23 protein-coding genes are annotated in these 24,587 nt (G+C 70.5%); 13 read left to right on the top strand and 10 right to left on the bottom strand.

The window, feature by feature from the left end; genetic code table 11:
* The first annotated feature begins 33 nt into the window (after positions 1-33).
* On the top strand, positions 34-633 hold the full coding sequence (locus tag D105_RS0112275; protein ID WP_018878580.1) for a hypothetical protein: 600 nt from the start codon (positions 34-36) through the stop codon (positions 631-633).
* A gap of 55 nt (positions 634-688) precedes the next feature.
* Here D105_RS0112275 and thpR read toward each other — a convergent pair whose 3' ends face one another.
* The 6 genes from thpR to dksA form a co-directional block, all read right to left on the bottom strand.
* Positions 689-1,210: an RNA 2',3'-cyclic phosphodiesterase gene (gene thpR, locus D105_RS0112270; RefSeq protein WP_018878579.1), complete on the bottom strand. Its 522-nt coding sequence runs from the start codon at positions 1,208-1,210 to the stop codon at positions 689-691.
* A gap of 10 nt (positions 1,211-1,220) precedes the next feature.
* Entirely contained in the window at positions 1,221-2,585 is a 1,365-nt protein-coding gene (locus D105_RS0112265; protein ID WP_018878578.1) for a sigma-54 dependent transcriptional regulator, read from the bottom strand.
* Positions 2,582-5,509: a sensor histidine kinase gene (locus D105_RS0112260; RefSeq protein WP_018878577.1), complete on the bottom strand. Its 2,928-nt coding sequence runs from the start codon at positions 5,507-5,509 to the stop codon at positions 2,582-2,584. The genes D105_RS0112265 and D105_RS0112260 overlap by 4 nt, the downstream gene beginning before the upstream one ends.
* Positions 5,499-5,672, bottom strand: a complete 174-nt coding sequence (locus D105_RS15215; protein ID WP_018878576.1) for a hypothetical protein — start codon at positions 5,670-5,672, stop codon at positions 5,499-5,501. Before D105_RS15215 ends, D105_RS0112260 begins: the two co-directional genes overlap by 11 nt.
* 92 nt (positions 5,673-5,764) lie before the next feature.
* Positions 5,765-6,712, bottom strand: coding sequence for a tRNA glutamyl-Q(34) synthetase GluQRS (gluQRS, locus tag D105_RS0112250; RefSeq protein WP_018878575.1), 948 nt, complete (start codon positions 6,710-6,712; stop codon positions 5,765-5,767).
* A 13-nt stretch (positions 6,713-6,725) separates the two neighbouring features.
* Positions 6,726-7,178: an RNA polymerase-binding protein DksA gene (gene dksA, locus D105_RS0112245; RefSeq protein ID WP_018866929.1), complete on the bottom strand. Its 453-nt coding sequence runs from the start codon at positions 7,176-7,178 to the stop codon at positions 6,726-6,728.
* A 168-nt stretch (positions 7,179-7,346) separates the two neighbouring features.
* Between dksA and D105_RS0112240 the strand changes: the two genes are divergently transcribed.
* Positions 7,347-8,117: an HAD family hydrolase gene (locus tag D105_RS0112240; RefSeq protein ID WP_018878574.1), complete on the top strand. Its 771-nt coding sequence runs from the start codon at positions 7,347-7,349 to the stop codon at positions 8,115-8,117.
* Between the two features lie 13 nt (positions 8,118-8,130).
* Here D105_RS0112240 and D105_RS0112235 read toward each other — a convergent pair whose 3' ends face one another.
* On the bottom strand, positions 8,131-8,838 hold the full coding sequence (locus tag D105_RS0112235) for a MarC family protein (protein ID WP_018866927.1): 708 nt from the start codon (positions 8,836-8,838) through the stop codon (positions 8,131-8,133).
* Positions 8,839-9,056: 218 nt separating this feature from the next.
* Between D105_RS0112235 and cysM the strand changes: the two genes are divergently transcribed.
* Genes cysM through kdsB form a run of 10 tightly spaced genes read left to right on the top strand, consistent with a single transcriptional unit; the run spans position 9,057 to position 18,095 of the window.
* Positions 9,057-9,968, top strand: a complete 912-nt coding sequence (gene cysM / locus D105_RS0112230) for a cysteine synthase CysM (protein ID WP_018875794.1) — start codon at positions 9,057-9,059, stop codon at positions 9,966-9,968.
* Positions 9,965-10,771, top strand: a complete 807-nt coding sequence (locus tag D105_RS0112225) for a 3'-5' exonuclease (protein ID WP_018878573.1) — start codon at positions 9,965-9,967, stop codon at positions 10,769-10,771. Before cysM ends, D105_RS0112225 begins: the two co-directional genes overlap by 4 nt.
* On the top strand, positions 10,771-12,111 hold the full coding sequence (rlmD, locus tag D105_RS0112220) for a 23S rRNA (uracil(1939)-C(5))-methyltransferase RlmD (protein WP_018878572.1): 1,341 nt from the start codon (positions 10,771-10,773) through the stop codon (positions 12,109-12,111). The genes D105_RS0112225 and rlmD overlap by 1 nt, the downstream gene beginning before the upstream one ends.
* Before the next feature lie 27 nt (positions 12,112-12,138).
* Entirely contained in the window at positions 12,139-12,777 is a 639-nt protein-coding gene (locus D105_RS0112215; RefSeq protein WP_018878571.1) for a MotA/TolQ/ExbB proton channel family protein, read from the top strand.
* Positions 12,774-13,202 (top strand): biopolymer transporter ExbD, encoded by a 429-nt coding sequence (locus D105_RS0112210; protein WP_018875790.1) that lies wholly within the window; start codon positions 12,774-12,776, stop codon positions 13,200-13,202. The genes D105_RS0112215 and D105_RS0112210 overlap by 4 nt, the downstream gene beginning before the upstream one ends.
* Positions 13,192-14,973 (top strand): lipid A export permease/ATP-binding protein MsbA, encoded by a 1,782-nt coding sequence (gene msbA, locus D105_RS0112205; protein WP_018878570.1) that lies wholly within the window; start codon positions 13,192-13,194, stop codon positions 14,971-14,973. Before D105_RS0112210 ends, msbA begins: the two co-directional genes overlap by 11 nt.
* On the top strand, positions 14,963-16,096 hold the full coding sequence (locus tag D105_RS0112200; protein ID WP_018878569.1) for a glycosyltransferase N-terminal domain-containing protein: 1,134 nt from the start codon (positions 14,963-14,965) through the stop codon (positions 16,094-16,096). The genes msbA and D105_RS0112200 overlap by 11 nt, the downstream gene beginning before the upstream one ends.
* Before the next feature lie 2 nt (positions 16,097-16,098).
* Positions 16,099-17,121: a tetraacyldisaccharide 4'-kinase gene (lpxK, locus tag D105_RS0112195; protein WP_018875787.1), complete on the top strand. Its 1,023-nt coding sequence runs from the start codon at positions 16,099-16,101 to the stop codon at positions 17,119-17,121.
* 3 nt (positions 17,122-17,124) lie between these two features.
* Entirely contained in the window at positions 17,125-17,319 is a 195-nt protein-coding gene (locus D105_RS0112190; RefSeq protein ID WP_018878568.1) for a Trm112 family protein, read from the top strand.
* Positions 17,320-17,327: 8 nt separating this feature from the next.
* Entirely contained in the window at positions 17,328-18,095 is a 768-nt protein-coding gene (gene kdsB, locus D105_RS0112185; RefSeq protein WP_018878567.1) for a 3-deoxy-manno-octulosonate cytidylyltransferase, read from the top strand.
* Positions 18,096-18,110: 15 nt separating this feature from the next.
* Here kdsB and D105_RS0112180 read toward each other — a convergent pair whose 3' ends face one another.
* From D105_RS0112180 to D105_RS0112170, 3 genes are all read right to left on the bottom strand, one after another.
* A complete protein-coding gene (locus tag D105_RS0112180) occupies positions 18,111-21,563 on the bottom strand; it encodes an AAA family ATPase (RefSeq protein WP_018878566.1) in 3,453 nt (1,150 codons plus the stop codon).
* Positions 21,560-22,840 (bottom strand): metallophosphoesterase, encoded by a 1,281-nt coding sequence (locus D105_RS0112175; protein WP_018878565.1) that lies wholly within the window; start codon positions 22,838-22,840, stop codon positions 21,560-21,562. Before D105_RS0112175 ends, D105_RS0112180 begins: the two co-directional genes overlap by 4 nt.
* 282 nt (positions 22,841-23,122) lie before the next feature.
* A complete protein-coding gene (locus D105_RS0112170) occupies positions 23,123-23,869 on the bottom strand; it encodes an HAD family hydrolase (protein ID WP_018866914.1) in 747 nt (248 codons plus the stop codon).
* A 130-nt stretch (positions 23,870-23,999) separates the two neighbouring features.
* Here D105_RS0112170 and D105_RS0112165 point away from each other — a divergent pair, with 130 nt between their 5' ends.
* A complete protein-coding gene (locus tag D105_RS0112165) occupies positions 24,000-24,584 on the top strand; it encodes a cytochrome b (protein ID WP_018875781.1) in 585 nt (194 codons plus the stop codon).
* The last annotated feature ends 3 nt before the right edge of the window (positions 24,585-24,587 follow it).

The following is a 24,587-nucleotide window of genomic DNA, read 5'->3' as shown; positions in this document are numbered from 1 at the left end:
AACCAATGGCTTCACGGCCGCAAGGAGTTTCCCATGACCCGGTTTCGCAGTACCGCATTGATCATTGCCCTTGGCTCGCTCTTCGCCGTGGGAACGGCCCATGCCCAGGCGCAGCAAGGCGGCCAGCAGGGGGGCATGGGCCAGGGTACACCCCCCGCCGAGCGGGGTGCCCCTCCGGCGGGCGGGCAGGACACCCCGGGGCACGGCGGCATGCCGCGCGGCCAGGGCCAGGAGCACGGTCAGGGTATGCCGCGCGGCCAGGGCCAGGAGCGTGGTCAGGGCATGCCCCCAGGGCATCCACAGCAGGCACCCGGCCAGCCGCCGGGCCAGGGACAGCAGGCCCCGGGCCAGATGGAGCGCGGTGGTCAGCCGGCCCCCGGTCAGGGCGGCGCGCCGACCGCGCCTCAGGGGCAGGGCCAGCCGCCCGGTGGCCAGGGGCAGCCGCAAGGACAGGGGCAGCCCCAGGACGCGCCGCCGCTGGGCCAGCAGCGTCAGCCCCGCGGCGCGGATGCGCCTCCGCTGGGGGACCAGACCCCGACGCGGCCGGACACCGGTAACCGCCCGGCCGAACCCGCCGATCCGGCAGAGCCGGCGGACCCGGCAGAAACGGGCAATCTCCCGCCGGTGGACTGATCGCGGCGGCCCGGGACATCGCGCTTCGTCCGGGAGGGCCCGAAGCGGGCCCGCCTTACGTCCGGGCGAGGATGCGGTAGGGCCCGGGATGCCCGTCGCGGCCGGACTCGATCAGGGCAATCGTGTCCGTCGCCCAGTACAGCGGCGTTTCGATCCGCTCCCGGGCGGGCGGCGCCGCGTGGCGGCGCAGCGAAACGTGAGGCCGGAACGGGCGGGGCGGGCCGGTGTCGATGCCGCACTCCCGGCAGAGGGCATGGGCCCGATCCGCGAGGTCCAGGAGGGCCGCCGGCGGATCGTCGGGGCCGACCCAGGTGATGCGCGGCCGCGCGAAGTGCCCCAGTCGGTCCAGGGTCAGTTCCAGTGGGTCGCTGGCGAGGCTCCCGAGGTGACCGGCCAGGCAATCGGCCTGCCCGGCGGGAACTGTGCCGGCGAAGGCCAGCGTCAGATGCAGATGTTCGGGCGGGATCGGACGGCCGGGACCATCCAGGGTGCGTCCCAGCCGATCCAGTCGTTCGCGTGTGGCCGTGTCGGGCCACAGGGCGAGGAAGACTCGTCGGAACTCGGGGGCCTCGGCCACAGCGGCGGGTTCAGGTGCGTGGTCGCGGCAGATTTTCGCGCTGACGGCGTTCCCACAGTGTCTTGCGGCTGATGCCCAGCGCCCGCGCGAGTTCCGTTTCGGTCATGCGGTCCTGGTTCTCCTGCACGAACTGGCGGAAGTACTCGTTCAGGCTCGAGCCCCGGGGCTTGCGGCGCGTCGGGAAGGCCGGGTTGGGGTGTTCCCCGGCCGCGCCGGCGTCCGGGGCCTCCAGGCCCATGTGCTCCGGCGCGATGTGTCCATCGGGACAGAGGACCCATCCGCGCTCCAGGGCATTGGCCAGTTCGCGCACGTTGCCCGGCCAGTCCTGGGCCTCCAGGGCATCCCGCGCCGCTTGCGTCAGGCGGGGGACCGTTCCCGATCCGGCCAGCCCCTCGAGGAAATGCTGCGCCAGCGGCAGGATGTCCTCGCGCCGCTCGCGCAGGGGCGGGATCGCCAGCTCCAGTACCCGCAGGCGGTAGTAGAGGTCGGCCCGAAAGGCCTGATCCTCGATCATGCCCTCCAGATCGCGATGGGTCGCGGCCAGCAGGCGCACGTCGACCTTCTGATTCTCGTTGGCGCCCACCGGACGGATCTCGCCGTCCTGCAGCACGCGCAGCAGGCGCGCCTGGGCCGCCGGCGCGAGTTCGCCGATCTCGTCCAGGAACAGGGTGCCGCCATGGGCGCTCTGGATCAGGCCGGTGCGGGCCTTGACCGCCCCGGTGTAGGCGCCCTGGGCGTGCCCGAACAGCTCGGCCTCCACCAGGCCCTCCGGGATGGTGGCGCAGTTGACGGCCACGAAGGGCCCCCCGGCGCGCGGGCTCAGTTCATGCAGGGCGCGTGCGGCGAGCTCCTTGCCGGTGCCGGATTCCCCCCGCAGCAGCACGGTGGAGTGCGTGGCCGCCACGCGCCGGATCTGGTCGCGCAGCCGCTGCATCGCGGGGCTGTCGCCGATCAGGCCCAGGCCCGGGTGACTGAGGGTTTCGGTCCCGGCGTCGGGCGGCTCGGGCGGGAGGCGGTCGCGCGCCTCGCGTTCGCGCAGGGCGGCGCGCAGGGTCAGCAACAGGGCGTCGTGGTCGAAGGGCTTGGCGATGTAGTCGGCCGCGCCCTCTTTCATCGCGTTCACCGCCGAGGGGACCGATGCGTAGCTGGTCATGATGACCGTGGGCGAGCGGGTGAACTCGGGCAGCAGCTCGATGCCCTCGCCGTCCGGCAGGCGCAGATCCACCAGCTGGAGGTCGTAGGGGTCGGCCGCGGCCAGGGCGCGCGCCTCGGCCAGGTTCTCGGCAACGCCGACCTCGAAGCCGTGATGCTCCAGGAACCGGCGCACGGCGCGGCGGATCGGGGCTTCGTCGTCTACGAGCAGGATGCGGGTCATCGGTCTTGGTGCGGCAGCATGAGCAGGAATCGGGCCCCACCCTCGGGGCGGTTGGCGGCCATCAGGGTACCACCGTGGTCGCGCACGATGCTGTAGGCCACCGGCAGGCCCAGGCCGGTGCCCTGACCGGCCGGCTTGGTGGTGAAGAAGGGCTCGAACAGGCGCTCCAGACTGGATTCGTCGATCCCGGGGCCGGCATCGTCGATGGTGATCTGGATGTGGCGGCCATGGACGCGCGCGGCGATCACGACCGTGGAACCCTCGGGCGAGGCCTGCTCGGCGTTGGTCAGCAGGTTGATGAAGACCTGCAGCAGCGTGGCATGCGACCCGCGGACATGCAGCCCCTCCAGGCCCATGGTGGAGAACTGCAGGTCCTTGCGCCCGGCCAGGCGCGTCAGGCGAATGGCCTCGGCCAGGAGCTCGTCCAGCGCGATGGTCTCGAAGTGCCCCGCGGACGGCCCCTCGTCGGCGTGGGCGAAGGTGATCAGGGACTGCACGATCGCATTGATGCGCCGGGTCTGCGCGAGGATGTCGTCGGCGATGCCGCGGATCTCGTCGGGATCATCCTCCAGCGGCAGGGTCTGGGCCAGCGAGGCGATCCCGGTCAGCGGATTGCCGATCTCGTGGGCGACCCCGGCGGCAAAGCGGCCGATGGAGGCCAGGCGGTCGCCGTGGGCGATCTCGGACTCGAGCTGGGCGCGCTCGGTTACGTCCTCGATCAGGACCACGCGCCCCTCCACCTGGCCATGGGCATCCTGCAGCTCGGAACGGTGCAGGTTGAGGCGGCGATTGCCGGCGGGCAGATCCACGTTCAGCTTGTACCACTGCCGGTCCGGGCTCTCGAGGAAGGCCGTCAGCAGGCCGCTCCAGGGGCTGTCGAGCCGGCCGATGTTCTGGCCCACGGCGTCCTCGGTGGCCACACCGGTGAGTTGCGCCAGCGCCTGGTTCCAGCCGGTAATCTCGCCGCTATTGGTCAGGCTGGCCACCCCCAGCGGCAGCTCGTGCAGGATCTGGCGATGAAAGCGGCGCAGGGCATCCAGTTCGGCGGCCAGACCGGACAGTGGCAGGGAACGGGTCTCCAGCTGCTCCTCGATGCGCCGCAGGCTCTCGCTGAGGGTCTGGCGTCCGGCGGCATCCAGGCGCAGGTGCTGGTCGACGATCATGCGCGCGAGAACCGGCCCGAGCAGACCGGACAGGTTGCGCTCGATACGTTCGCGCAGGTGGCGCAGGTCGCTGCGCGAGCGCGTGTGCCGCGGCAGGCCGAGGTCGTCAAGTGCGCGCTGGACCTCGTGATGCGCGGCACCCGGCCCCAGGGTGGCCGCCAGGGCGGTTTCCATCTCGGTCACGTCGCCAGCCAGGGGCAGGCCGGCCCCGGCCCCGGTGGACTCGTTGGGGCAGCAGGCTCGGCCGGCCTCGATCTCCTCGCGGTTGGGGCGGGTCAGCAGCGACCCGATCACGAACAGCAGGGCGTTGATGCCCAGGCTCAGCATCAGGGCGAAGGTCCACGGGTCCAGCATCCCGGCCAGCAGCCACTGTTGCGGGTCCGGCAGTCCGGTGGCGATGCCGGCATCCGACAATAGCGGCATCACCAGGGTGAAGGCCCAGCCGGCGATGCCTGCGGCCAGTCCGAGCAGGAAGCCGACCCGAGTCGCCTGTTTCCACAGCATCAGACCGATCAGGCCCGGCAGCAGCTGGGCCACCGCGGCGAACGAGATCAGCCCCAGCTGCGCCAGCCCCTCGACCACCTGCAACAGGCCGTAAAAGGCATAGCCCAGTCCGATGATGAACACGATCCAGATGCGCCGCCCCCAGAGCAGGCGGGTATAGATGTTGGCGCTGCGTTCCTCTTCGTGCAGCCGGGTCAGCGGCGAGAGGTAGTTGGTCCCCATGTGGGCCAGCGCAAGGGTGGTCACGATCATCATGGCGCTGGCGGCGGACAGGCCGCCGATAAAGACCAGCAGCGCCAGGCTGGGCGACTCCAGCAGTCCGGCGATCCCGATGGCGTAGTAGTTCGGCGAGATGCCGAGGCCGACCGCCTCGCCGGCCCAGTAGAGGATCGGCATCGGCAGGTTCAGCAGCAGCAGGAACGCCGGGAAGGCCCAGGCGGCGGTGGTCAGGGCCTGCGGGTTGATGTTCTCGGTAAACAGCATGTGGAACTGGCGCGGCAGCAGGAAGGCCGCGGCAAAGGCGAGAATCATCATCGCGAACCAGCCACCCTCGCGTACCGGGGCGTACAGCGCATCGACCGCCTCGGGGTGCGCGGCCAGCCAGTCGTCGAGGCCACTGAAACCGCCGAACACCGCGTACAGGGCCACCGCCGCGATGCCGAGGATGGCGATCAGCTTGACGATGGATTCGAAGGCGATGGCCAGCACCAGGCCGGCGTGCTTCTCGCGCGGGGCGATGTGGCGGGCCCCGAACAGGATCGCGAACAGTGCGATGGTGGCGCTGAAGGTCAGGGCGAGCAGGTGGGGCGGGGTTTCCGCGGTCAGGACCGCGGCGGACTCGGCCACCGCCTTGATCTGCAGGGCGATGTACGGAAGCACGCCGGCCAGCATGAACAGGGCCACCACCGGTCCGGTCAGGCGACTGCGGTAGCGAAAGGCGAACAGGTCGGCCAGCGAGGTCAGTTGCTGTTCGCGGGTCACGCGCAGGATGGGGCGCAGCAGCCAGGGCGTGGCGGCGAAGGCCAGGGTTACGCCCAGGTAGATTGTCAGGTACAGATAGCCCTGGTCGGCCAGAAAGCCGAGGTTGCCGTAGAAGGTCCAGGAGGTCGCGTAGACCCCCAGCGACAGGCTGAAGACCCAGCTGTTTGCCGCCAGCCGGCCGACCCGGGGGACGCGGTCGGCCAGGAAGGCGATGCCGAACAGCAGGGCCAGGTAGGCCACGCCCACGGCATAGAGCAGGCCGAGGCTAAGGGTCACGGCGACCGCCCCGGCTCAGGGCCGCGATGGCCAGGATGAAGATTGCCCAGGCGGCGAATGGCCACCACCAGGCGGGGCTCAGATGGGCGACCCAGATCACCAGCGGACTCAGGAACAGCAGGGCCCCGAGGAGGGCGATCAGGATGGCGCGCGGGGCGTCCATGGTCAGATGTTCCCCCGTGCCGGGCCGCTGCGGGGCACGGGTTCCTGCGGGGCCTTCCGGGTTGGCGCGCGGCGGGACAGCATGCGGCGAGTCTACACCGCGGCGGTGGCTCCGGGCAGCGTGGCGCGCAGCGGCAGGTATGCTGCGAGCGCCCGGTGTCGCAGCTGTTCCAGGGCCTCGGCCAGCTGGGCACCGGGCGCGTCCGGGGCCTGCCGGTCGGAAGGCGCGAGTCCGATCTGCCCCAGGGTGTCGGCGAGGTGGTGCCGCGCCGCATCCGCTCGAATCCCCGTGGCACCCGTGGCCTTGGCGAGTTTGTCGCCACCGGGCGCGACCAGCAGCGGATGGTGGGCATAGGCCGGCGGGGGGTGTCCCAGCGCCTGGTAAAGCTGCATCTGGCGCGGGGTGGAGCCGAGCAGGTCGATCCCGCGGACCACATGCGTGACGCCCAGGTCGAGGTCGTCGACCACGGTGGCGAGCTGGTAGGCCACGATGCCGTCCGCGCGGCGGATGACGAAGTCACTGCCCAGGGCCTCCAGATCGAAGGCGACCGCACCGAGAAAACGGTCCTCGATGGTCCATTGGCGCCGGCTGGCGCGGGCGCGCAGGGCGCGGGGCTCGCGACCGGGCGGCAGGCCGTGGCGGCAGGTGCCCGGATAGACGGGGCCTTCCCAGCCAGGGCGGCCGTGGGTAGCCAGGTCCCTGCGGGTGCACCCGCAGGGAAAGGCCCGGTCGGTGTCCATCAGGGTATCCAGGGCCCGCTGGTAGGCGGGGCCGCGCTGGCCTTGCCAGACAATCGGTCCGTCCCAGCCGAGGTCGAAGGCCTCGAGGGTGCGCAGAATGGCATCGGCTGCCCCCGGGCGAACCCGGGGGGCGTCGATGTCGTCGATACGCAGGTGCCACTCGCCATCGGCACTCCGGGCGTCCAGCCAGGAGATGACGGCGGCCAGCAGGGAGCCCGCGTGCAGCGGGCCGGAAGGGGTCGGGGCAAACCGGCCGACGTAGCCGTCGACCGGGGACTGCGGTTCGGGCGTGGGGGTCACGGCCCGGCCGGGATCAGGCGCGCTGCTTTTCCTTGATCTCGTCGAGCTGCTTGCAGTCGATGCACATGGTGGCCGTCGGGCGGGCCTCCAGGCGACGAATGCCGATCTCCACGCCGCAGGTCTCGCAGTAGCCGTAGTCGTGGGTTTCGATCTTGCGCAGGGCCTCGTCGATCTTCTTCGACAGCTTGCGCTCGCGGTCGCGGGCCCGCAGTTCCAGGCCGAACTCTTCTTCCTGGGTGGCGCGGTCGGCCGGATCGGCGAAGTTGGCCGCGTCCTGGCGCATGTGCCCCACGGTGCGATCGACTTCCTCCGCCAGTTCCTGGCGCCATGCCCGCAGCAGGCTGCGGAAATGGTCCAGCTGATCCGGATTCATGTACTCTTCGTCCGGCTTCGGCTCGTAGGGCGCAATGCCCCCGGCGACCATGTGCTGGGTGGAGGGCTTGTCGGTCTTTTCGTCTGCAGCCATGCGGGCTTTCTCCGGCTGGAAAAATGAGGCGCACTTAGTACCAGAGTCGGACGGGGCGGGCAAGTCCCGTGCCATGACGGTTTGCGCCCGGTCGCCTCCGGACCTGCAGGGGCTGCGAGCGGTGGGGCACTGTTTTCAGCGAGATACGGGAAGGGACCGGGAATCACGATGGCGGAATTGCAGGCACTGATCTTTGACGTCGACGGCACACTGGCGGACACCGAGCGGGACGGGCATCGGGTGGCGTTCAACAAGGCGTTCGCGGAGGCGGGCCTCGACTGGGACTGGAGTGTGGCGCGCTACGGAGAACTGCTGCGGGTCACCGGCGGCAAGGAACGCATTCGCCAGTACCTGTCGGAAGATCATCCCGAGGCCCTCGAGGAGCCGGGGATCGATGCCCGCATCCGCGAGCTGCATGCGGCCAAGACGCGTCACTACGTGGCCATGCTGGAGTCCGGCGCGATCCCGTTGCGCCCGGGCGTTCGCCGCCTGTTGGACGAGGCGGAGGCCGAAGGACTGCGTCTGGCCATTGCGACCACCACCACCCCCGAGAACGTGACCGCGTTGCTGGAGGCCACGCTGGGGAGCGCGGGGCCGTACCGCTTCGAGGTGATCTCCGCCGGGGACGTGGTGCCGGCCAAGAAACCCGCGCCGGATATCTTCACCCATGCGCTGGAGGCGATGAACCTGCCCGCCAGCGCCTGTCTGGCCCTGGAGGATTCCGACAACGGCGTCCGGTCCGCGCGCGGCGCCGGGCTGGAGGTGGTGGTCACCACCAACGACTACACCCGGGAACAGGACTTCGATGGCGCGCTGGCGGTGCTGGACGGGTTCGGCGAGCCGGACGAACCGGCGACCGTTCTGGCCGGTCCCGCGCTGTTGGGCCCGTCGGTGGATGTGGCCACGCTGCGCGCCTGGCTCGCCAGCGCCCAATCGTAGCGGGGGAGGCAGGTCAGTCGTGGTCGCGCGGCGGGATGCGCGGGTCCTCGATCTCGGTCTCGTCCAGCATCTGCGTATCCAGCATGAAGCCGATCGCGGCGTCGCTGATGCCGTTGATCACGAACTGCACGGCCAGCACCGCGAGGATCAGGCCGAAGACCTTGGTCAGGATGTCCTTCCCGGTATCGCCCAGGTACTGGACGATATAGCGCGAATAGACCATTGCGTAGTAGCAGGCGACCATGCAGGCCAGCACGCCGAGGAACACGAGTCCCGTGTGATAGACGGTCGGGGCCTCGCTGGTCAGGATCATCACCGTGGCGATCGCGCCCGGGCCGCTCATGAACGGGATCGCCAGCGGGATCACCGAGATGTCCTCGGTCACGTGCCCCTTGTCGGCCTTCACCTCTTCGGCGGTCTCCTTCTCGGTCGCCCCCTTCTGCCGGATCATGCCGATCGCGATACCGAACAGGATGATCCCGCCGGCGATACGAAACGCCGCCAGGGTGATCCCGAACAACTGGAAGATCACCCCGCCCAGCAGGGCGAAGGCGAACAGCAGGGAGGTGGCCACCTTCACCGAGCGCAGCGCGATCGCCCGGCGCTTCTCCTCCGAAGCGCGCGGCAGCATCGCCATGAAGATGAACGCCGTGGTCAGCGGGTTCACGATCACGAACACCGCCAGGAAGGTGACGACCAGGTATTCCAGCAGTACCAGCATGACACGATCTTAGGCAGGAACCCGGGAGGTTGCGAGATGGGCTTGCGCAGGTGGCCCGGTCACACCGATCGCCACGGCGCTGCGCGCCTCGCGATGACGATGCCCCCTTCGCGTCATTGCGAGGAGCAACGCGACGAAGCAATCTCCATGGGAAGCCCCGACGCCGGACCGTCGCGTGCGTGGGCAGGGACGGGGCCCGGTCGTTATACTCTGCGCGCATGAAGAAACGCCTGCACCCTGAATCCTTCCCGACCCTCGAGCACTTTGTCGGCAACACGCCGCTGGTGCGCCTGCAGCGTATGGCGGCGGATCTGCCGTCCACCGTGCTGGTGAAGCTCGAGGGCAACAATCCCGCCGGTTCGGTCAAGGACCGGCCCGCGCTGAACATGATCCAGGCGGCCGAGCGCCGCGGCGACATCCAGCCCGGCGATACGCTGATCGAGGCGACCAGCGGCAATACCGGCATCGCGCTGGCGATGGTCGCGGCGATGAAGGGCTATCGCATGATCCTGGTGATGCCAGACAACATGTCCGCCGAGCGCCGCGCGTCGATGAAGGCCTTTGGCGCCGAACTGGTGCTGGTCTCGCGCGAGGAGAGTATGGAGGGCGCGCGCGACCTGGCCGACCACATGGAGGCCGAGGGCAAGGGCCGGGTGCTGAACCAGTTCGGCAACCCGGACAACCCCGAGGCCCACTACATCGGCACCGGCCCGGAGATCTGGCGCGACACCGAGGGTACGGTGACCCACTTCGTCTCGGCGATGGGGACCACCGGCACCATCATGGGCGTGTCGCGCTATCTGAAGGAGCGCGACCCGGAGGTGCAGATCGTCGGCGTGCAGCCCACCGAGGGATCGTCCATCCCCGGTATCCGGCGCTGGCCGGAGGCGTACCTGCCCACCATCTTCGAGGCCTCGCGGGTGGACCAGACGGTGGACGTGACCCAGGAGGAGGCCGAGGACACCATGCGCCGGCTGGCCGCCGAGGAGGGCATCTTTGCCGGGGTCTCCTCCGGCGGTTCCGTGGCCGCAGCCCTGAAGCTTGCGGCCGCGACCGAGGGCGGGACCTTCGTCGCGATCATCTGTGACCGCGGCGACCGCTACATCTCCACCGGCGTGTTCCCGTCATGAGTGCCCCGGTCCTGATCTTCGATCTCGAGACCGTCCCCGACATCGACGGCGCCCGGCGCCTGCACGACTTCGAGGGCCTGAGCGATCACGAGGTGGCGGAGGCGCTGTTCGCCCTGCGCCGCGCGCAGGCCGGCACGGAGTTTCTCAAGCATCCGCTGCATCGCATCGTGTCCATCGGCGTGCTCTACCAGGGGGGCGATGCGCTGAAGCTCTCCGCCTTCGGGCGCGAGGGCGAGGATGGCCAGGCGCCGACCGAGGCCGAGCTGCTGCGCCAGTTCTTCGACGTGATCGACAAGCGCACGCCTCAGCTGGTCAGCTGGAACGGCGGCGGCTTCGACCTGCCGGTGCTGCACTACCGCGCGCTGGTCAACGGTGTGCAGGCCCCGCGCTACTGGGAGCAGGGCGACGACGACCGCGAGTTTCGCTACAACAACTACCTGTCGCGCTTCCACTGGCGCCATGTGGACCTGATGGACGTGCTGGCCGGCTTCCAGGGCCGCGCGGTCACCAGCCTCGACATGATGGCGAGCCTGCTCGGCTTTCCCGGCAAGCTGGGCATGGACGGCTCCCGGGTCTGGCCGGCCTGGCGTGACGGGCGTCAGGCTGAGATCCACGACTATGTGGAGCACGACGTGCTGAACACCTATCTGGTCTGGCTGCGATTCGAGTACATGCGCGGCAACCTGACCGACGCGGCCCTGGCCAGTCGCCAGCAGCAGCTGGCCGAGTATCTGGAGGCCAGCGGTGCCGCACACCACCGCGAATTCCTCGACGCCTGGCAGCCGGCCGGCCGCGCGGACTGATGGCACGCATCGACAAGACCCCGTTCGAGGCCACCATCGAGGAGGTCACGCTGGACGGCCAGGGGGTAATCCGCCGCGACGGCAAGGCCTGCTTCATCCACGGTGCCCTGAAGGGCGAACGGGTGATGGCTGTGCAGACCGGGCGCAAACGCCGCTTCGACAGCGCCGAGGTGGTCGAGGTGCTGGAGCCGGTCGCGGGCCGGGTCGAACCGCCCTGCGAGTTTTTCGGCCTGTGCGGCGGCTGCAAGCTGCAGCATGCCTCCATCGAGACCCAGCGTGCGATCAAGGAGCAGGCCCTGTTCGATGCCCTGGAGCGTATCGGCCATGTGACCCCGGAGGCCCGTTTCGAGCCGCTGACCGACACCACCCTCGGCTATCGGCGCACCGCGCGGCTGGGGGCGAAGTACGTGCCCAAGAAGGGCGGGGTGCTGGTTGGCTTTCGCGAGCGCGGCAGCCCGTATCTGGCCGAAATGACCCATTGCGAGGTGCTGCACCCGGCGGTGGGTCAGCGCATCCGGGCCCTGCGCGAGCTGATCGGCGGCCTCGAGGCGCGCGACCGCCTGCCGCAGATCGAGGTGGCGGTGGATGACGACGAGCGCGTGGCGCTGATCTTCCGCAACCTCGATCCGCTGTCCGAGGCAGACAGCGCGCGCCTGTCGGCCTGGGCGGAGGCCGAGGGCATTCAGGTGTACCTGCAGCCCGGCGGCCCGGAGACGGTGGAACCGCTGGCCGGGCCGATCGAGCCACTGGTCTATCGCCACCCGGACTACGGCGTGTCGGTCCCGTTCATGCCCACGGATTTCATCCAGGTGCATGCCGGCATCAACCGCAAGATGGTCCCGCAGGCGCTGGCCGCGCTGGACCTGCAGCCGGGCCAGCGGGTGCTGGATCTGTTCTGCGGGCTGGGCAACTTCACCCTGCCGCTGGCGCGCAGCGTGACGAACGGCGAGGTGGCCGGCGAAGTAGTTGGTGTCGAGGTGGACGACGCGATGCTGGCACGGGCGCGCGCCAATGCCCGCGACCAGGGCATCGCCAACACCCGCTACGAACGCGCCGACCTGGATGACGTGGAGGCCCTGAAGAACGCCGGCTGGCTGGCCGAACGCTATGATCGCGTGCTGCTGGATCCGCCGCGCACCGGCGCGGCCGCGGTGATCGAGGCGCTGGCGCCGCAGCGGATCGAGCGCATGGTGTATGTGTCCTGCAACCCGGCCACGCTCGCCCGTGACGCCGAGCGCCTGGTGCATCATCATGGCTATCGCCTGGAGCGGGCCGGGATCATGGACATGTTCCCGCATACCGCGCACGTGGAATCCATGGCCGTATTCCGGCGCGCCTGACGCGCGTCGATATCCGAGGGGAATTGCATGCTGGAGATCGTACAAGCGGGCGGGTGGCTGATGCTGCCGATCCTGCTGTGTTCCGTACTGGCCGTCGCCATCGTGCTGGAGCGGCTGTGGACGCTGCGCCGCTCGCGCGTGGTCCCGCCGCGCCTGCTGACCTCGGTGTGGGAGCAGATGCGCACCCAGGGGCTCAAGCTCGACGACATCCAGCGCCTGCGTGCAGGGTCACCGCTGGGCGCGATCCTGGCTGCCGGCCTGGCCACCCATGACCGCGCGCGCCAGATCACGCAGGAGAGCATCGAGGAGGCCGGCCGGCGCGTTGCGCATGAGCTCGAGCGCTACATGAATACGCTGGGCACCATCGCGATGATCACCCCGCTGCTGGGCCTGCTTGGCACCGTGGTCGGGATGATCGAGGTCTTCACCGTGATCACCGAGATCGGCGTGGGCAGTCCGCGTGATCTGGCCGGGGGCATCTCCCAGGCCCTGATCACCACCGCGACCGGCATCGGCGTGGCGATCCCGGCACTGGCCTTCCACCGCTACTTCCGCGGGCATATCGACGAGCTGGTGCTGGAGATGGAGCAGGAGGCCACCAAGCTGGTCGAGGTGATCCACGGCGAGCGCGCGGCCGGCGCGGCCGAGGGCGGGGCGCAGGCGTGAACTTCCGCGCGCCACGCCGCCAGGAGGAGCCGGGTGTCAACCTGACGCCGTTGATCGACGTCGTCTTCCTGTTGCTGATCTTCTTCATGGTCTCCACGACCTTTGACCAGCATGCGGACATCGAGCTGACCCTGCCCTCGGCCGACCGCGAGGCCGAAGCGGTGGAGCGCGCCTGGATCGACATCGTGGTGGATGCCAACGGCAACTACTTCATCAACGGCCAGGAGCTGATCAATCGCCGCGCCGAGACCCTGGAGCGTGTGCTGTCCGAGGCGCGCGAGGGTCGCGAAGATGACCCGGTGCTGATCCGAGCGGACGCCAACGCCAGCCATCAGTCGGTCGTGCGCGCCCTGGACGTGGTGGGCCGCCTGGGCATTACATCCGTGTCGATCGCCACGCTGGGCGAGGCTGCCGATGACGACTGACGAGCAGCACCCGCAGCACTTCGATTCCGGCTGGACGGTCTACCGTCGCCTGCTGAGCTATGCCTTCGTCTACTGGCCATTGCTGGCGATTGCCACGGTCGCGATGCTGGGCATGGCGGCGACCGAGGCGGGCTTCGCCGCGCTGATGAAGCCGCTGATGGACGAGTCCTTCGCCGAGGGCGAGGGCCATCCCCTGGTGGCGTGGATTCCGCTGGCCCTGATCGGCCTGTTTCTGGTCCGCGGCGTGGCCGAGTTCGGGTCCGTCTATGCGATGCGCTATGTCGGGCGGCAGGTGGTCAAGCGCCTGCGCGAGGAGTTGTTCGAGCGGCTGCTGCACATGCCGGTGCAGCGCTTTCAGGAGCAAAGCAGCGGCGAGCTGATCTCGCGCGTGACCTACAACGTGGAGCAGGTGGCGACGGCCGCGACCGACGGCTTCAGTACCCTGGTGCGCGACACCCTGACGATCATCGCGCTGCTGGCCTGGATGTTCTGGCTGACGCCGACCCTGACCCTGACCATCCTGATCATCGCCCCGGTGCTGGCCGTGCTGGTGCGCGTCGTCACCAAGCACTTTCGCCGCATCTCGCACCGCCTGCAGTACAACATGGGCGATGTCACCCACGTGACCCAGGAGGTGATCGAGGGCCACCGGGTGGTGCGCATCTTCGGCGGCGAGACCTACGAGCGCGGGCGCTTCGAGGACATCAACGAGCGCAACCGCCGGCTGCATATGCGCATGGAGGGCATCAAGGCCGCCTATACCCCGACCATCCAGTTCCTGGTCGCGGCGGTACTGGCCTTCGTGATCTGGGTCGCGACCTCGGATTTCGGCGACGACACGGTCACGGCCGGCACGTTCGTTTCTTTCCTGACCGCCATGCTGCTACTGTTGAGCCCGATCCGCCGGCTGTCGATGATCAACGCGACCCTGCAGCGCGGTATCGCGGCCGGGCAGAACATCTTCGCGGTGCTGGACGAGACGCCGGAGCGCGACACCGGCCACGTGCCGCTGGACCGCGCCGAGGGCCAGCTGGCATTCGAGGACGTGGCGTTTCGCTACAGCGCGGACGGCCCGGATGTGCTGAAGGCCATCTCCTTCGCGGTGGAGCCAGGCGAGAACGTGGCCCTGGTCGGGCGCTCGGGCAGCGGCAAGACCACGCTGGTCAATCTGCTGCCGCGTTTCTATCACCCGACCGAGGGGCGCATCCTGCTGGACGGCCACGACCTCGAGACCATCCGCCTGCGCGACCTGCGTCGGCAGATTGCCTATGTCGGCCAGAACGTCACCCTGTTCGCGGACACCGTCGCCGCCAATATCGCCTATGGGCGCGCCGAGGCGACCGAGGCGGAGATCCGCGAGGCGGCGCGCGCCGCGCATGCACTGGAATTCATCGAGCGCCTGCCCGACGGGATGCAGACCCTGGTGGGGGAAAACGGTACCCGTCTCTCCGGGGGGCAGCGCCAGCGTCTGGCGATCGCCCGCGCCCTGCTGCGGGACGCCCCGATCCTGATCCTGGACGAGGCCACCTCCGCCCTGGACAACGAATCCGAGCGCCAGGTGCAGGCCGCGCTGGATGCGCTGGTGAGCACGCGCACCACGCTGGTCATCGCCCACCGCCTTTCCACGGTCGAGGGCGCCGACCGCATCCTGGTGATGGACAACGGCCGCATCGTGGAGAGCGGGCGGCACGAGGAGCTGATTGCTCGAGGCGGGGTCTACACCCACCTGCACCGCCTGCAGTTCCGCGAGGAGGCGGGGGATGCGGGCTGATGCCGGGGGCTACGGGGATCGTCCGCTCCCGGTCTGGCGCGCGACCTGGCGGGATTACCGCCGGGGCGATGGCAGCCGGGCACGGGCCCGGCGGGGTTTCCTCACCCCGCCCGCGGATCGCGGGCGGCTGATCTGGATCAAGGCCGGCGGCAGCCCCGAGGACGTGCGCCTGGGGATCGAGCTGCTGGGTGCGGTGCGCGACAAGCGCCAGGACGTGCGCATCGTCCTGACATTCGAGCAGGATTACCCGGAGCTCTTCGAGCGCCACATGCAGCCGTTTCGCAAGGTCGGGGTGGGCTACGGCCCCTGCGACCGGCCGCGGGTGGTGCGCAGGGTGCTGCGGCGCTTTCAGCCCCACGGCATCCTGCTGGCCGGTGGCCGGGCGCCGGTCCATCTGTTGCAGGAGACCGAGGCGCCGGTGATCGCGGTGAACACCGAGCCGGCTGCCGGGGCCATGTCCCCGGTGGCCTGCCACTGGCCCGTCGATCCTGTCGCCGCTGATGGCTGGCCGGCCGCCCGCGTTCGGGCGCTGGACCCGGCCGACCCCCAGGCCCGGTTCGTCGAGGCGCAGGCCGATGTGGTGCTGCGCTCGCTGGTCGGGGGCGGGGTGGAACGCCTGTGGTGGTGGCATGGCACGCCGGCGCAGTGGGCGGAGTGGCGGGCGGCCTGGGAGGGCTCCGGCTGGGGGCAGGCCGACATCCTGCTGGCCAGCCTGCGCGGGGAGACGGACGCCGCCCCGTTGCCGGGTGCCGATCAGGTGGTCTCGGGCTGGGACCGGTCGGCGTTGCCGCCGGGGACCATCCTGCACCTGGATGATCGGCGCTGGTTCGCGGCCGCGGCCAGTGCCGCCCATGCAGTACATCTGGCCGCGCCGGATCGCCAGGCCCTGTGGCAGGGCCTGGCTGGCGGGGCGGCCGTGAGCCTGGGCGAGGCGCCGGCCGCGGAGGTGCCCTGCCCGGTGCTGGGCGAGCCGGCCGCGGTGCTGGCGGCCTGGCAGGCACTGCGGGACGACCCGGCTGCGCGGCGCCAGCAGGGTGATGCGGCCCGCCGACGCTTCTGGGAGGAGCGACGCCAGGTGGATGCAAATTTCGACGCCGTACTGCAGCAGGTCTGGGACTGGTAGCCATGGGCTCGCTGCAGGCATGGTTTGGTGCCCGGCTGTGGGATCAGTGGAGCCAGCGCGGGCCGTTCGCGGCGGCGATGTTTCCGCTGTCGCTGGTGTATGCCGGGCTGGCCGAGTGGAACCGTCAGCGCCAGGAACAATTGCGGCGCGACATCACCATCCCGGCCAAGGCAGTGATCGTGGTGGGGAATCTCACGCTGGGTGGCAGTGGCAAGACGCCGATGACCGTCTGGCTGGCCAAGCGTCTGCGTGCCGCCGGGTATCGGCCGGGTATTGTCAGCCGTGGCTACGGCGGGCGCGGGGACGTCGCCGGGATTGCGGTGACCCCCGATTCCGATCCGGTGGTGGTGGGGGATGAACCCCTGCTGATCGCGCGCCGCACCGGGGTGCCGGTGCAGGTGGACCGCGACCGGGTTCGCGGCGCGCGGGCCCTGACCGAGCAGGGGGTGGACGTGGTCATCGCCGATGACGGCATGCAGCATCACCGCCTGCCGCGCGACATCACCATCCTGATGGTCGACGGCAAGCGCCGCTTCGGTAACGGGCTGTGCCTGCCGGCGGGGCCGCTGCGCGAGCCCAGGCGGGCGCGCGAGCGGGCGGATTTCGTGATCGTGACCGGGGGCGAAGCCGGCCCCGGCGAGATTCCGATGGAACTGGTCCCGGCCAGCCGGCTGCTGCGGGTGGATGGGGCCGACGAGTCGCGCAAGCCCCACCGGTTTGCCCGGCGCGATGCCCACGCGATCGCCGGTATTGCCGATCCGGAGCGCTTCTTCCGTACCCTGGAGGCGGCGAAGATCGGTATCATTCGACATCCGTTTCCCGACCATCATCGCTTCCTGCCGCACCAGATCCGCTTCGATGACGAGTTGCCGGTTCTGATGACCGAGAAGGATGCCGTAAAATGCCGGTCGTTTGCGCAGGACAATCACTGGTACTGGCCGATCGCGGCCCGGTTGCCAACCACTTTCGAGCCGGCGCTGCTCGCGCGTCTGGAGACCGTCAGTCGGCTCAAACACCTGGGGTAATGCATGGACAAGCGTCTGCTCGATATTCTGGTCTGCCCGGTCACCAAGGGTCCGCTGAAATATGACCGCGAGAACCAGGAGCTGATCTCGGTCTCCGCCGGGCTCGCCTATCCGATCCGCGACGACATCCCGGTGATGCTGGAGGACGAGGCCCGCGTGCTCTCCGAGGACGAGAAGGGACGCTGGCGCGAGGCCTGAGTCGCCGCATGACGGGCTTCGTCGTGGTGATCCCGGCCCGCATGGCCTCCAGCCGGCTGCCGGACAAGCCGCTCGCGGCGGTCGCCGGGCGCCCGCTGATCGCGCATGTGATCAGCCGGGCGCAGGAGAGTGCAGCGGGCCGCGTGATCGTGGCCGGGGATGACGAGCGCATCCTCGCGGTCGCGCGCCAGTGCGGGGCCGAAGCCTTCCTGACCGATCCCGCGCTGCCCTCGGGCACCGACCGCATCGCCGCGGTCGCGGCCGCCGAGGGCTGGGGGGACGAGTCCATCGTGGTCAACCTGCAGGGCGATGAACCGCTGACCCCGGGACCATTGCTGGATGACCTGGCGGCCCTGCTGGCGCAGACCCCGCAGGCGGACATGGCCACCCTCGGCGTGCCCATCCGCTGCGCACAGGACCTGGCGGACCCCAACCAGGTCAAGCTGGTGACCGACCGCAGCGGCCGGGCGCTGTACTTCTCCCGTGCCCCGATCCCCTGGGATCGCGAGGCCCACCGCGCCGGGCAGGTACCGGCAGTAGAGCAGGCCACCCGTCATCTGGGGCTGTACGCCTACCGTGCCGGGTTCCTGCGGCGTATGAGCGCCGAACCGCCGGCCCCGCTGGAACAACTGGAGCAGCTGGAGCAGCTGCGCGCCCTCGACATGGGCGCGTGGATCCAGGTCGGCCGCCGCACCGAGGCCCATCCCCCCGGCGTCGACACCCCGGAAGACCTGGACCGCGTCGACGCCTTCCTGTCCGGGCGTGCCCGCGCCTGATCCCCGCCCGCGGACTCAGTTCGAGCGCAGGCCCGCCTGCAGACTGCGCGCCAGGGCCTGGCCGTCGCGGGTCGCGGCGTCCGGGGAGGGGCTGAAGGGTTGCAGTGTGGCGATCACCCGGTGCTCGAGGGTGGTGTCGCTGTTGGTCGGTTCCGGGTCGATGTAGCCGTGCTCGCCGAGCCATGCCTCCAGGCGCTCGCGCGTCGCGCTCTGGAAGCGCTTGACCGCGCCCTGCTCCAGTTCCCGGACCAGGGCCTCGGCGTCTCCGTCCACCTGCGCGGCCAGTTCACTGACCGCTTCGATAAAGGCATCGCTGATCAGGCCGGAGACCTCCAGCGCGGCACGGTCCACGGGGCGCCCGCGGCCCTGGCGCCAGGCGCGTAGCCAGGCGCGCGCGCCCTCGACCCGGGCCGCAAGCTGCTCGCGCCGCGCCGGGTCCCCCAGGAGTTCGGCATCGGGCCCGCGCAGGACGGTCTCCAGCGTGCCGATGCTGTCCACCCCCAGGGTGAGCAGCCGGTGCAGGGCGTCAAGGTCGTCGCGCAGCAGATGGAACGGGTGGATCCGCGCCGCATCCTGCCACGGGTCGATCGCGGGCACGCCGAGCGTGGTGGCGTAGTCCTCGGGGCGGGCGTCGCCCGGGCTCGGGATCGCCAGGCGTTCGGGCAGGGCCAGGTCACCGGCATCGGTGATGGCGTGCTGGGCGCCGCGCACGGCCGGCAGGTCGATGATCCGCACCGTGGCGTCCCGGGCGGACCAGTAGCGCGCATCCTCGGGCTGGGCCGTAAGATAGAAGACCTGCCGATCATCCTCCTGTGCCAGTAGCTGGAGGCTTTCGGCGACCGCGCGGAAGCGCTCGGGGTCGGCGGTGCCCAGGGCCTCGTCCAGGAACAGTGGCAGGGGCGTGCGCCCGCGTTCGGCCTCCAGCGCGAAGGCGATGCGCACGGCCAGCACGAGCTGCATGCGCGTGCCGCTGGAGAGTTCCGACAGGCCGCGGGTGTCGCCACTGGCGGTCTCGCGCGCGCCAAATGGCGTGGCCGTCTCGCCGGGGCTGAACAGCAGCTCGTATTGATGGCGCGTAAAACGCTGAAACCAGTCACGTGCCCGGCGCAGGGCAGCGGGCTGCGCGGTCTCTTCGTGCTCGATGGTGACCTGGTCCAGCAGAAACTGGCCCGCGGTGGCGAACAGGGCCTCGTCCAGACGCGTGTCCAGGGCGTCGCGGGCCTGGGCCCACCGGGCGCGCGCGGTCTCCAGTGCGCGATCCCGTCCGGCGCGGTCGATCTCGGTCTCGATGCGGGTGATTTCGCGGGTGAGCTCGTCGCGCTGCTGCGCCTGGTGTTCGCATTCGGCCAGCGCTTCGCGCAGCGCCGCCTCGGCGTCCTGATCGACCAGCGCCACCAGGTCCGGTTGTGCCTCAAGGTGACGGCTGCGATCGCCTTCGCGGGCGCGGACGTCGCGCAGCTCATCCTGCAGGCGCTGCCATTCCGGCCGCAGCCGCAGGTGTTCGCGCAGTCCCGCTTCGTCATCCTCTTCCAGCCCGGCCCGGGCGTACAGTTCGGTGACGCGTGCGCGCGTGGTGTCGGCCTCGACTTCCAGGCGCTCGAGCTCGCGCTGCGCCTCGTGCTGTTCGCGGCGTGCCTCGTCCCGATCCTGCAGGCGGCGGGCCAGCCGTTCCAGACGCTGCGCCAGGGCGTCGGCCGTGGGCTGCGCGTCCTCCGGGGCGGCCGCGTACGCGTCCAGGAACCGCACCAGGGCCGTGCGCAGTTCGTCCATACGGGCCGTCAGTTGCTCCTGCTCGCCCCGGGCCGTGGCCTCGTCGCGACGGGCGCGGTCCAGTTCCGCGCTCAGGTGGATCCAGCGCTGCAACGAGGCATCCAGACACTCGGGGTCGAAGCCGACCGCCGCGGCCGTCTGGCGCAGTTGTTCCCGAGCAGCTGCCAGCGCGTCGTGCTTCTCCTCCAGTTCACGCTCCAGCCGGGTGCGGCGTTCGGCCGCGTGGCGGTCGGCCTCGGCTGCGCGCAGTTCCCGTTCCACGGCCTCCAGGCGTTCACGCACCGCCTCCGGCGTCCAGGCCGAGGGTGGCTCGATGCCGGTATCGCGGTAACGCGCCTCGGCCGCCTGGCGCGGGACGGCGTCGTGGTTCGGTCGTGCCAGTATCCAGCCCGACCAGGCCACGGGGAGCGCCAGGACGAGGAAGCCCCAGTGGACCCACAGGGCCGCACTCCCGATGGCCGCCGCAGCTGCGGCCAGGGCCGTGATCCGCGCCGCTCGGTGCAGGACGGAGTTCGCCGGCGGGCGCGGGGCGCCGAGCCAGTGCAGCAGTTCGTCCCGTGCGCGGCGCAGCGCCTCCGGGTCGGGCCGGTCGGGGTCGGCCGCGGGCAGGCCGGCCAGTTCGTCCTCGCGGCGGCGGATCGCGGCCTGCAGCTGGCGCTGGGTTTCGAGGGCCTGTTCCGTCGTGTGGACCGCGGTCGGGTCCAGCGTCGGGACGGCAGCCGGGTCGGCGCCCAGAGCGTCAGCTGCCGAGGCGACGGCCGAACGGGCGGACTGCAGCTCGCGTGCGGCCTGGTCGGCGCGGCTCTCCAGTCCCTGCAGTTCGCGTACGCGGGCGCGCGGGTCGTCGAACGCGGCGGCTTCCAGGGGGCTTTCGGACAGTCCACTGGTATCCAGCTGGTCGCGGGCCGCATCGAGCCGGGCCTGGGCCTGCTGGCGCTCGTGGTCGAGGCGGCGCAGCGTCTTGCGCAGCTGTTCCAGGCTGTCCAGTTCGTCGCCGCGCAGCCGGGCCAGGCCCTCCGGGAAGGCCGCCAGCCGGGTCTCCAGGGACTGGCGTTCGCGGCGGGCCTCCAGCAGCTCCAGGGCGCGTTCGTACTGGGCGGCCGCGTCGCTGGCCCGCTGTGCGTCCTGGCGCTGCGCCTCCAGTTCGGCGAGACGTTGTTCGTCCTCCTGCAGGGCGCGCTGTTCGCGCGTGCGCTGGCGCAGCTCCTGCTCGGCGGTGGCCAGGGCCTGTGCTTCGTTGCGGGCATGAGTGGTCTTCAGGGCCAGGGCGGGGTCCGCGCGCAGGGCGGGGAGGTCGTAGCCGCCGGCCAGTTCGCGCGCCAGCCAGTCGCCGATCGCCCGTTCGGTCGCGTGGTCCGCGGCCAGCAGGTCCTCGATGTGCAGGGTGTAGCAGTCGATGAAACGATGATCCGGCAGCGGCGGCGGATCGCCGCGCTGCCCGTCGCGCAGCCAGTACAGGTCGGTGCCGACGCGCTGCGCCTCGAGGCTGCCCTGTGCGTCGTTGAAACGGGCCGCGACCTGCACGCCCCTGTTGCGCTGTTCCTGTGGATAGAGGGCGGCGCGCAGGCCGCGCAGCAGGCTGGACTTGCCCGAGGCGTTGGGGCCGACCACGACGTTCACGCCCGGTCCCAGGGCCTCCAGCCGGAAGCCCGGATGGATGCCGGGGAGGCGCTGGATGTCCAGGGATTCCAGCTTCACTGGTCGCCCTCGCGCTGCAGCAGCAGGCGGTCCAGTGCGTGCAGGGCCGCGGCCTCCAGGGTCGCCGCGAGCGCGGTGTCATCCGGGGCCTCGCGCCCCAGCGCGCGGTAGTGCGGGGCGCGGGTTATCTCGGCGAGGGGCTCGCGCGCGGCGTCCAGCAGGGCGCGGCGCGCTTCGCTGTCCGCCCCCTGCAGCAGCAGAAGCTTGCGCGCGAGCAGGGCGGCCGGGTCATTCCCCGCGGCCAGCGCCTCGAGGTTCACGGCCGGCTGGGCCTCCAGGCGCCAGTCGTGGACGAAGTACAGGCGATCCCCCAGGGTCTGCACCGTGGCACGCGGATCGTCCGCATTCAGGACGCGCTCCAGTGCCGCGCGCTGGTCGCTGCGGCCGGTGAATCGCAGCCGGCAGCCGACCGCCCGTGGCCGCTGCGGCCATTGCTCGATTTCGGTGTGCAGGCGTTCCAGGGCCTCGGTTACGCGGTGATGGATGTCCGCGGCGACGTCCAGGCCGTCGACCGGGATCTCCAGGGTGTCCCAGTACAGCGGTGCCAGCGGGACCTGCTGGATGGAGAGCGTGCCGTTCGCGGCCAGTTCCAGCTGCCAGGGGCCGTGGCGCCCGGGCTCGCCCGGGTCCATGCCGGTCAGGGAGCCGAGGTAGCCCATCGGGCGTGGCGCGGCGAGGGCGTCGGGGCGGTGAATATGGCCGAGCAGCCAGGCCTCCGCCGGGGCCGCCTCCAGCGCGCTGCTGCGCACCGGTGCATGCGGGCTGCGCATCTGGTCACGATCGCAGTGCAGCAGACCGAGGGTGGGGCAGTCGACGGGCTCGGGAAAGCCGGACTCCAGCGGGCTTTCGCTGACGCGGGCCTGCGGGAATGACCAGCCCGCGATACGCGCGCGGCCGCCCTCGCGGCTTTGAAGTTCGCGGGTCTCCCACTGACCACCGGCGCCCAGCAGCTCGAACGCCGGCAGGGCCTTTGCGAGGCGCGGGAGCACCTGGACATCATGGTTGCCGGCGACCCCGAGGACGCGGATGCCGGCAGCGGTCAGGCGCTGAACGCCTTCGCGCAGGTCGCGGTAGGCCTCGAAGAAGTCGTCCTCCTGTTCCACCACGTCGCCGGCCAGCAGGACGGCGTCGACCGGCTGTTCCAGCGCGTAGTCGACGCTGCGCCGCCAGGCCGCCGCGGGGCCGAGCGCCGCAATGCCGACCGCGTCATCGACCGCGGGCGGGATGCGCGAGGGCTGACGGCCCAGGTGGATGTCGCCCACGCACAGGAGCTTCATGGGCGCAGGGAGGCAGTCGGGATCATGGCGGCAGTTTGGAAGAATCGCGGGGCAAAGCCAATCCCGGATCGCAGGATGGGCTCCTTCATCGGTTCTGCCCCGTGGGAGCCTGCTTGCAGGCGAAGCCCTGCCAGAGTCGGGCGCGGGCAGGGGCTTCGCCTGCAAGCAGGCTCCCACGGGTGTGGTGGTGTCCCCCCTGTAGGAGGCCAGCCCCCTGGCCGATTGAGCGCTGGTAAGCCCAATCGGCCAGGGGGCTGGCCTCCTACGGAAGGCGGTGCAGGGTCAGGTGGGGATGCCGAGTTGGCGGGGCAGCTGGCCGAGACGCCCGAGGGTCAGGCAGGGGCGCGGCTGGCCGTGCTCCCAGGGCAGGGACGCCGGGTTGAACCAGGCGGCGCGAAAGCCGGCCTGCAGGGCACCGAGGACATCCGCGGTGCTGTCGTCGCCAACGTGCAGGATGGCGTCGGGTTCGACTCCGGCCTGCTCGCGGGCCTGGTGGAAGATGCGCGGGTCGGGCTTCGCCGCACCCGCTTCGCCTGCGGCGATGGCGAAGTCGAAGTGCCGCCCGAGGGGGGTGCGGAATACGTCGGCATTGCCGTTGCTGATTGCGCCCAGACGGAAGTGGCGGGCCAGGGTAGTCAGCACGCCCGCGGCCTCGGGGTAGGGCGTGACCTCGTTGCGCGCCTCCCAGAACACCTGGAAGCCTTCACCCGACAGACGCTCCGGGCAGCAGCCACAGGTCTCGGCCAGTTCGCGCAGCCAGCGCTTGCGCAGGCGGGTCAGGTCGTGGCGCTCGTGGTCGGGGGCCGCGCGCATGAAGGCCGTGCGGGACTGGATCAGGGCGTCTGGATCAAAGCGTTCGCAGACCGCGGGGGCCTGTTCCCGCAGCCAGGCGTAGAACCGCGCCTCGGCGTGGTGGATGACCGGCATCACCGGCCACAGGGTGTCGTCGAGGTCGAACGTCAGGCAGCGGATGCGGGTCGGGTCGAGTGGATGTGACCGGGACGGTCCGCTGATGGGGGAACGGTTCATCCACGCAAGGGTAGCGCGGGCACCGCACGCAGCGGTTATATGGCCGATGTCGTTGGGGATACTTCGGGCGTGGCGGACTGATAGGGTGTTTCCTTCGGACAGCAAAGCCGACTCGAGGAGGTGGTTCGGGATGCGACAGCAAGGGGATGCGGCCGTCTGGCCGCGCTACAGCCTCGCGCAGCGGGTGTTGCACTGGCTGGTGGCCGTGCTGGTGCTGGGGGCGCTGGGGCTGGGCGGGACCATTGGCTGGTTCGGCTTCGAGGGTCTGCAGGCGCGCTTTGGCGAGGCGGCGACCAACACGCTCTATACCTGGCACAAGAGTTTCGGGGTGCTGATTCTGGTCTTGATGCTGGTGCGGATCGGACTGCGCCTGCGGCGCGGCAAGCCGGGGTATGCGGTCGCGCTGGCTCGCTGGCAGCGGATGGGTTCCGAGGCCGTGCACGGGCTGTTGTACGTCCTGCTGATCCTGATGCCGGTGATCGGCTGGTGGGCGACCGCGGCCGGTGGCTACCCGGTGCAACTAGGACCGCTGATCCTGCCGGGCCTGTTCCCGGAGAACGAGGCGTTGTCGGAGACGCTGTTCGCCTGGCATCAGGCCCTGGGTCGGGTGACCCTGATCCTGGTGGCGGGACATGTGGTTGCCGCGCTCTACCACTGGCGCATTCGCCGCGACGGGGTGATGCAGCGCATGACCTTCGGGCGAGGCCGATCCTGATCC

Source organism: Thioalkalivibrio sp. ALE28 (genome assembly GCF_000377425.1).
Taxonomy (GTDB): domain Bacteria; phylum Pseudomonadota; class Gammaproteobacteria; order Ectothiorhodospirales; family Ectothiorhodospiraceae; genus Thioalkalivibrio.
The sequence above is the reverse complement of the archived record's forward strand: the minus strand, read 5'-3'. Positions and strand labels throughout refer to the sequence as shown.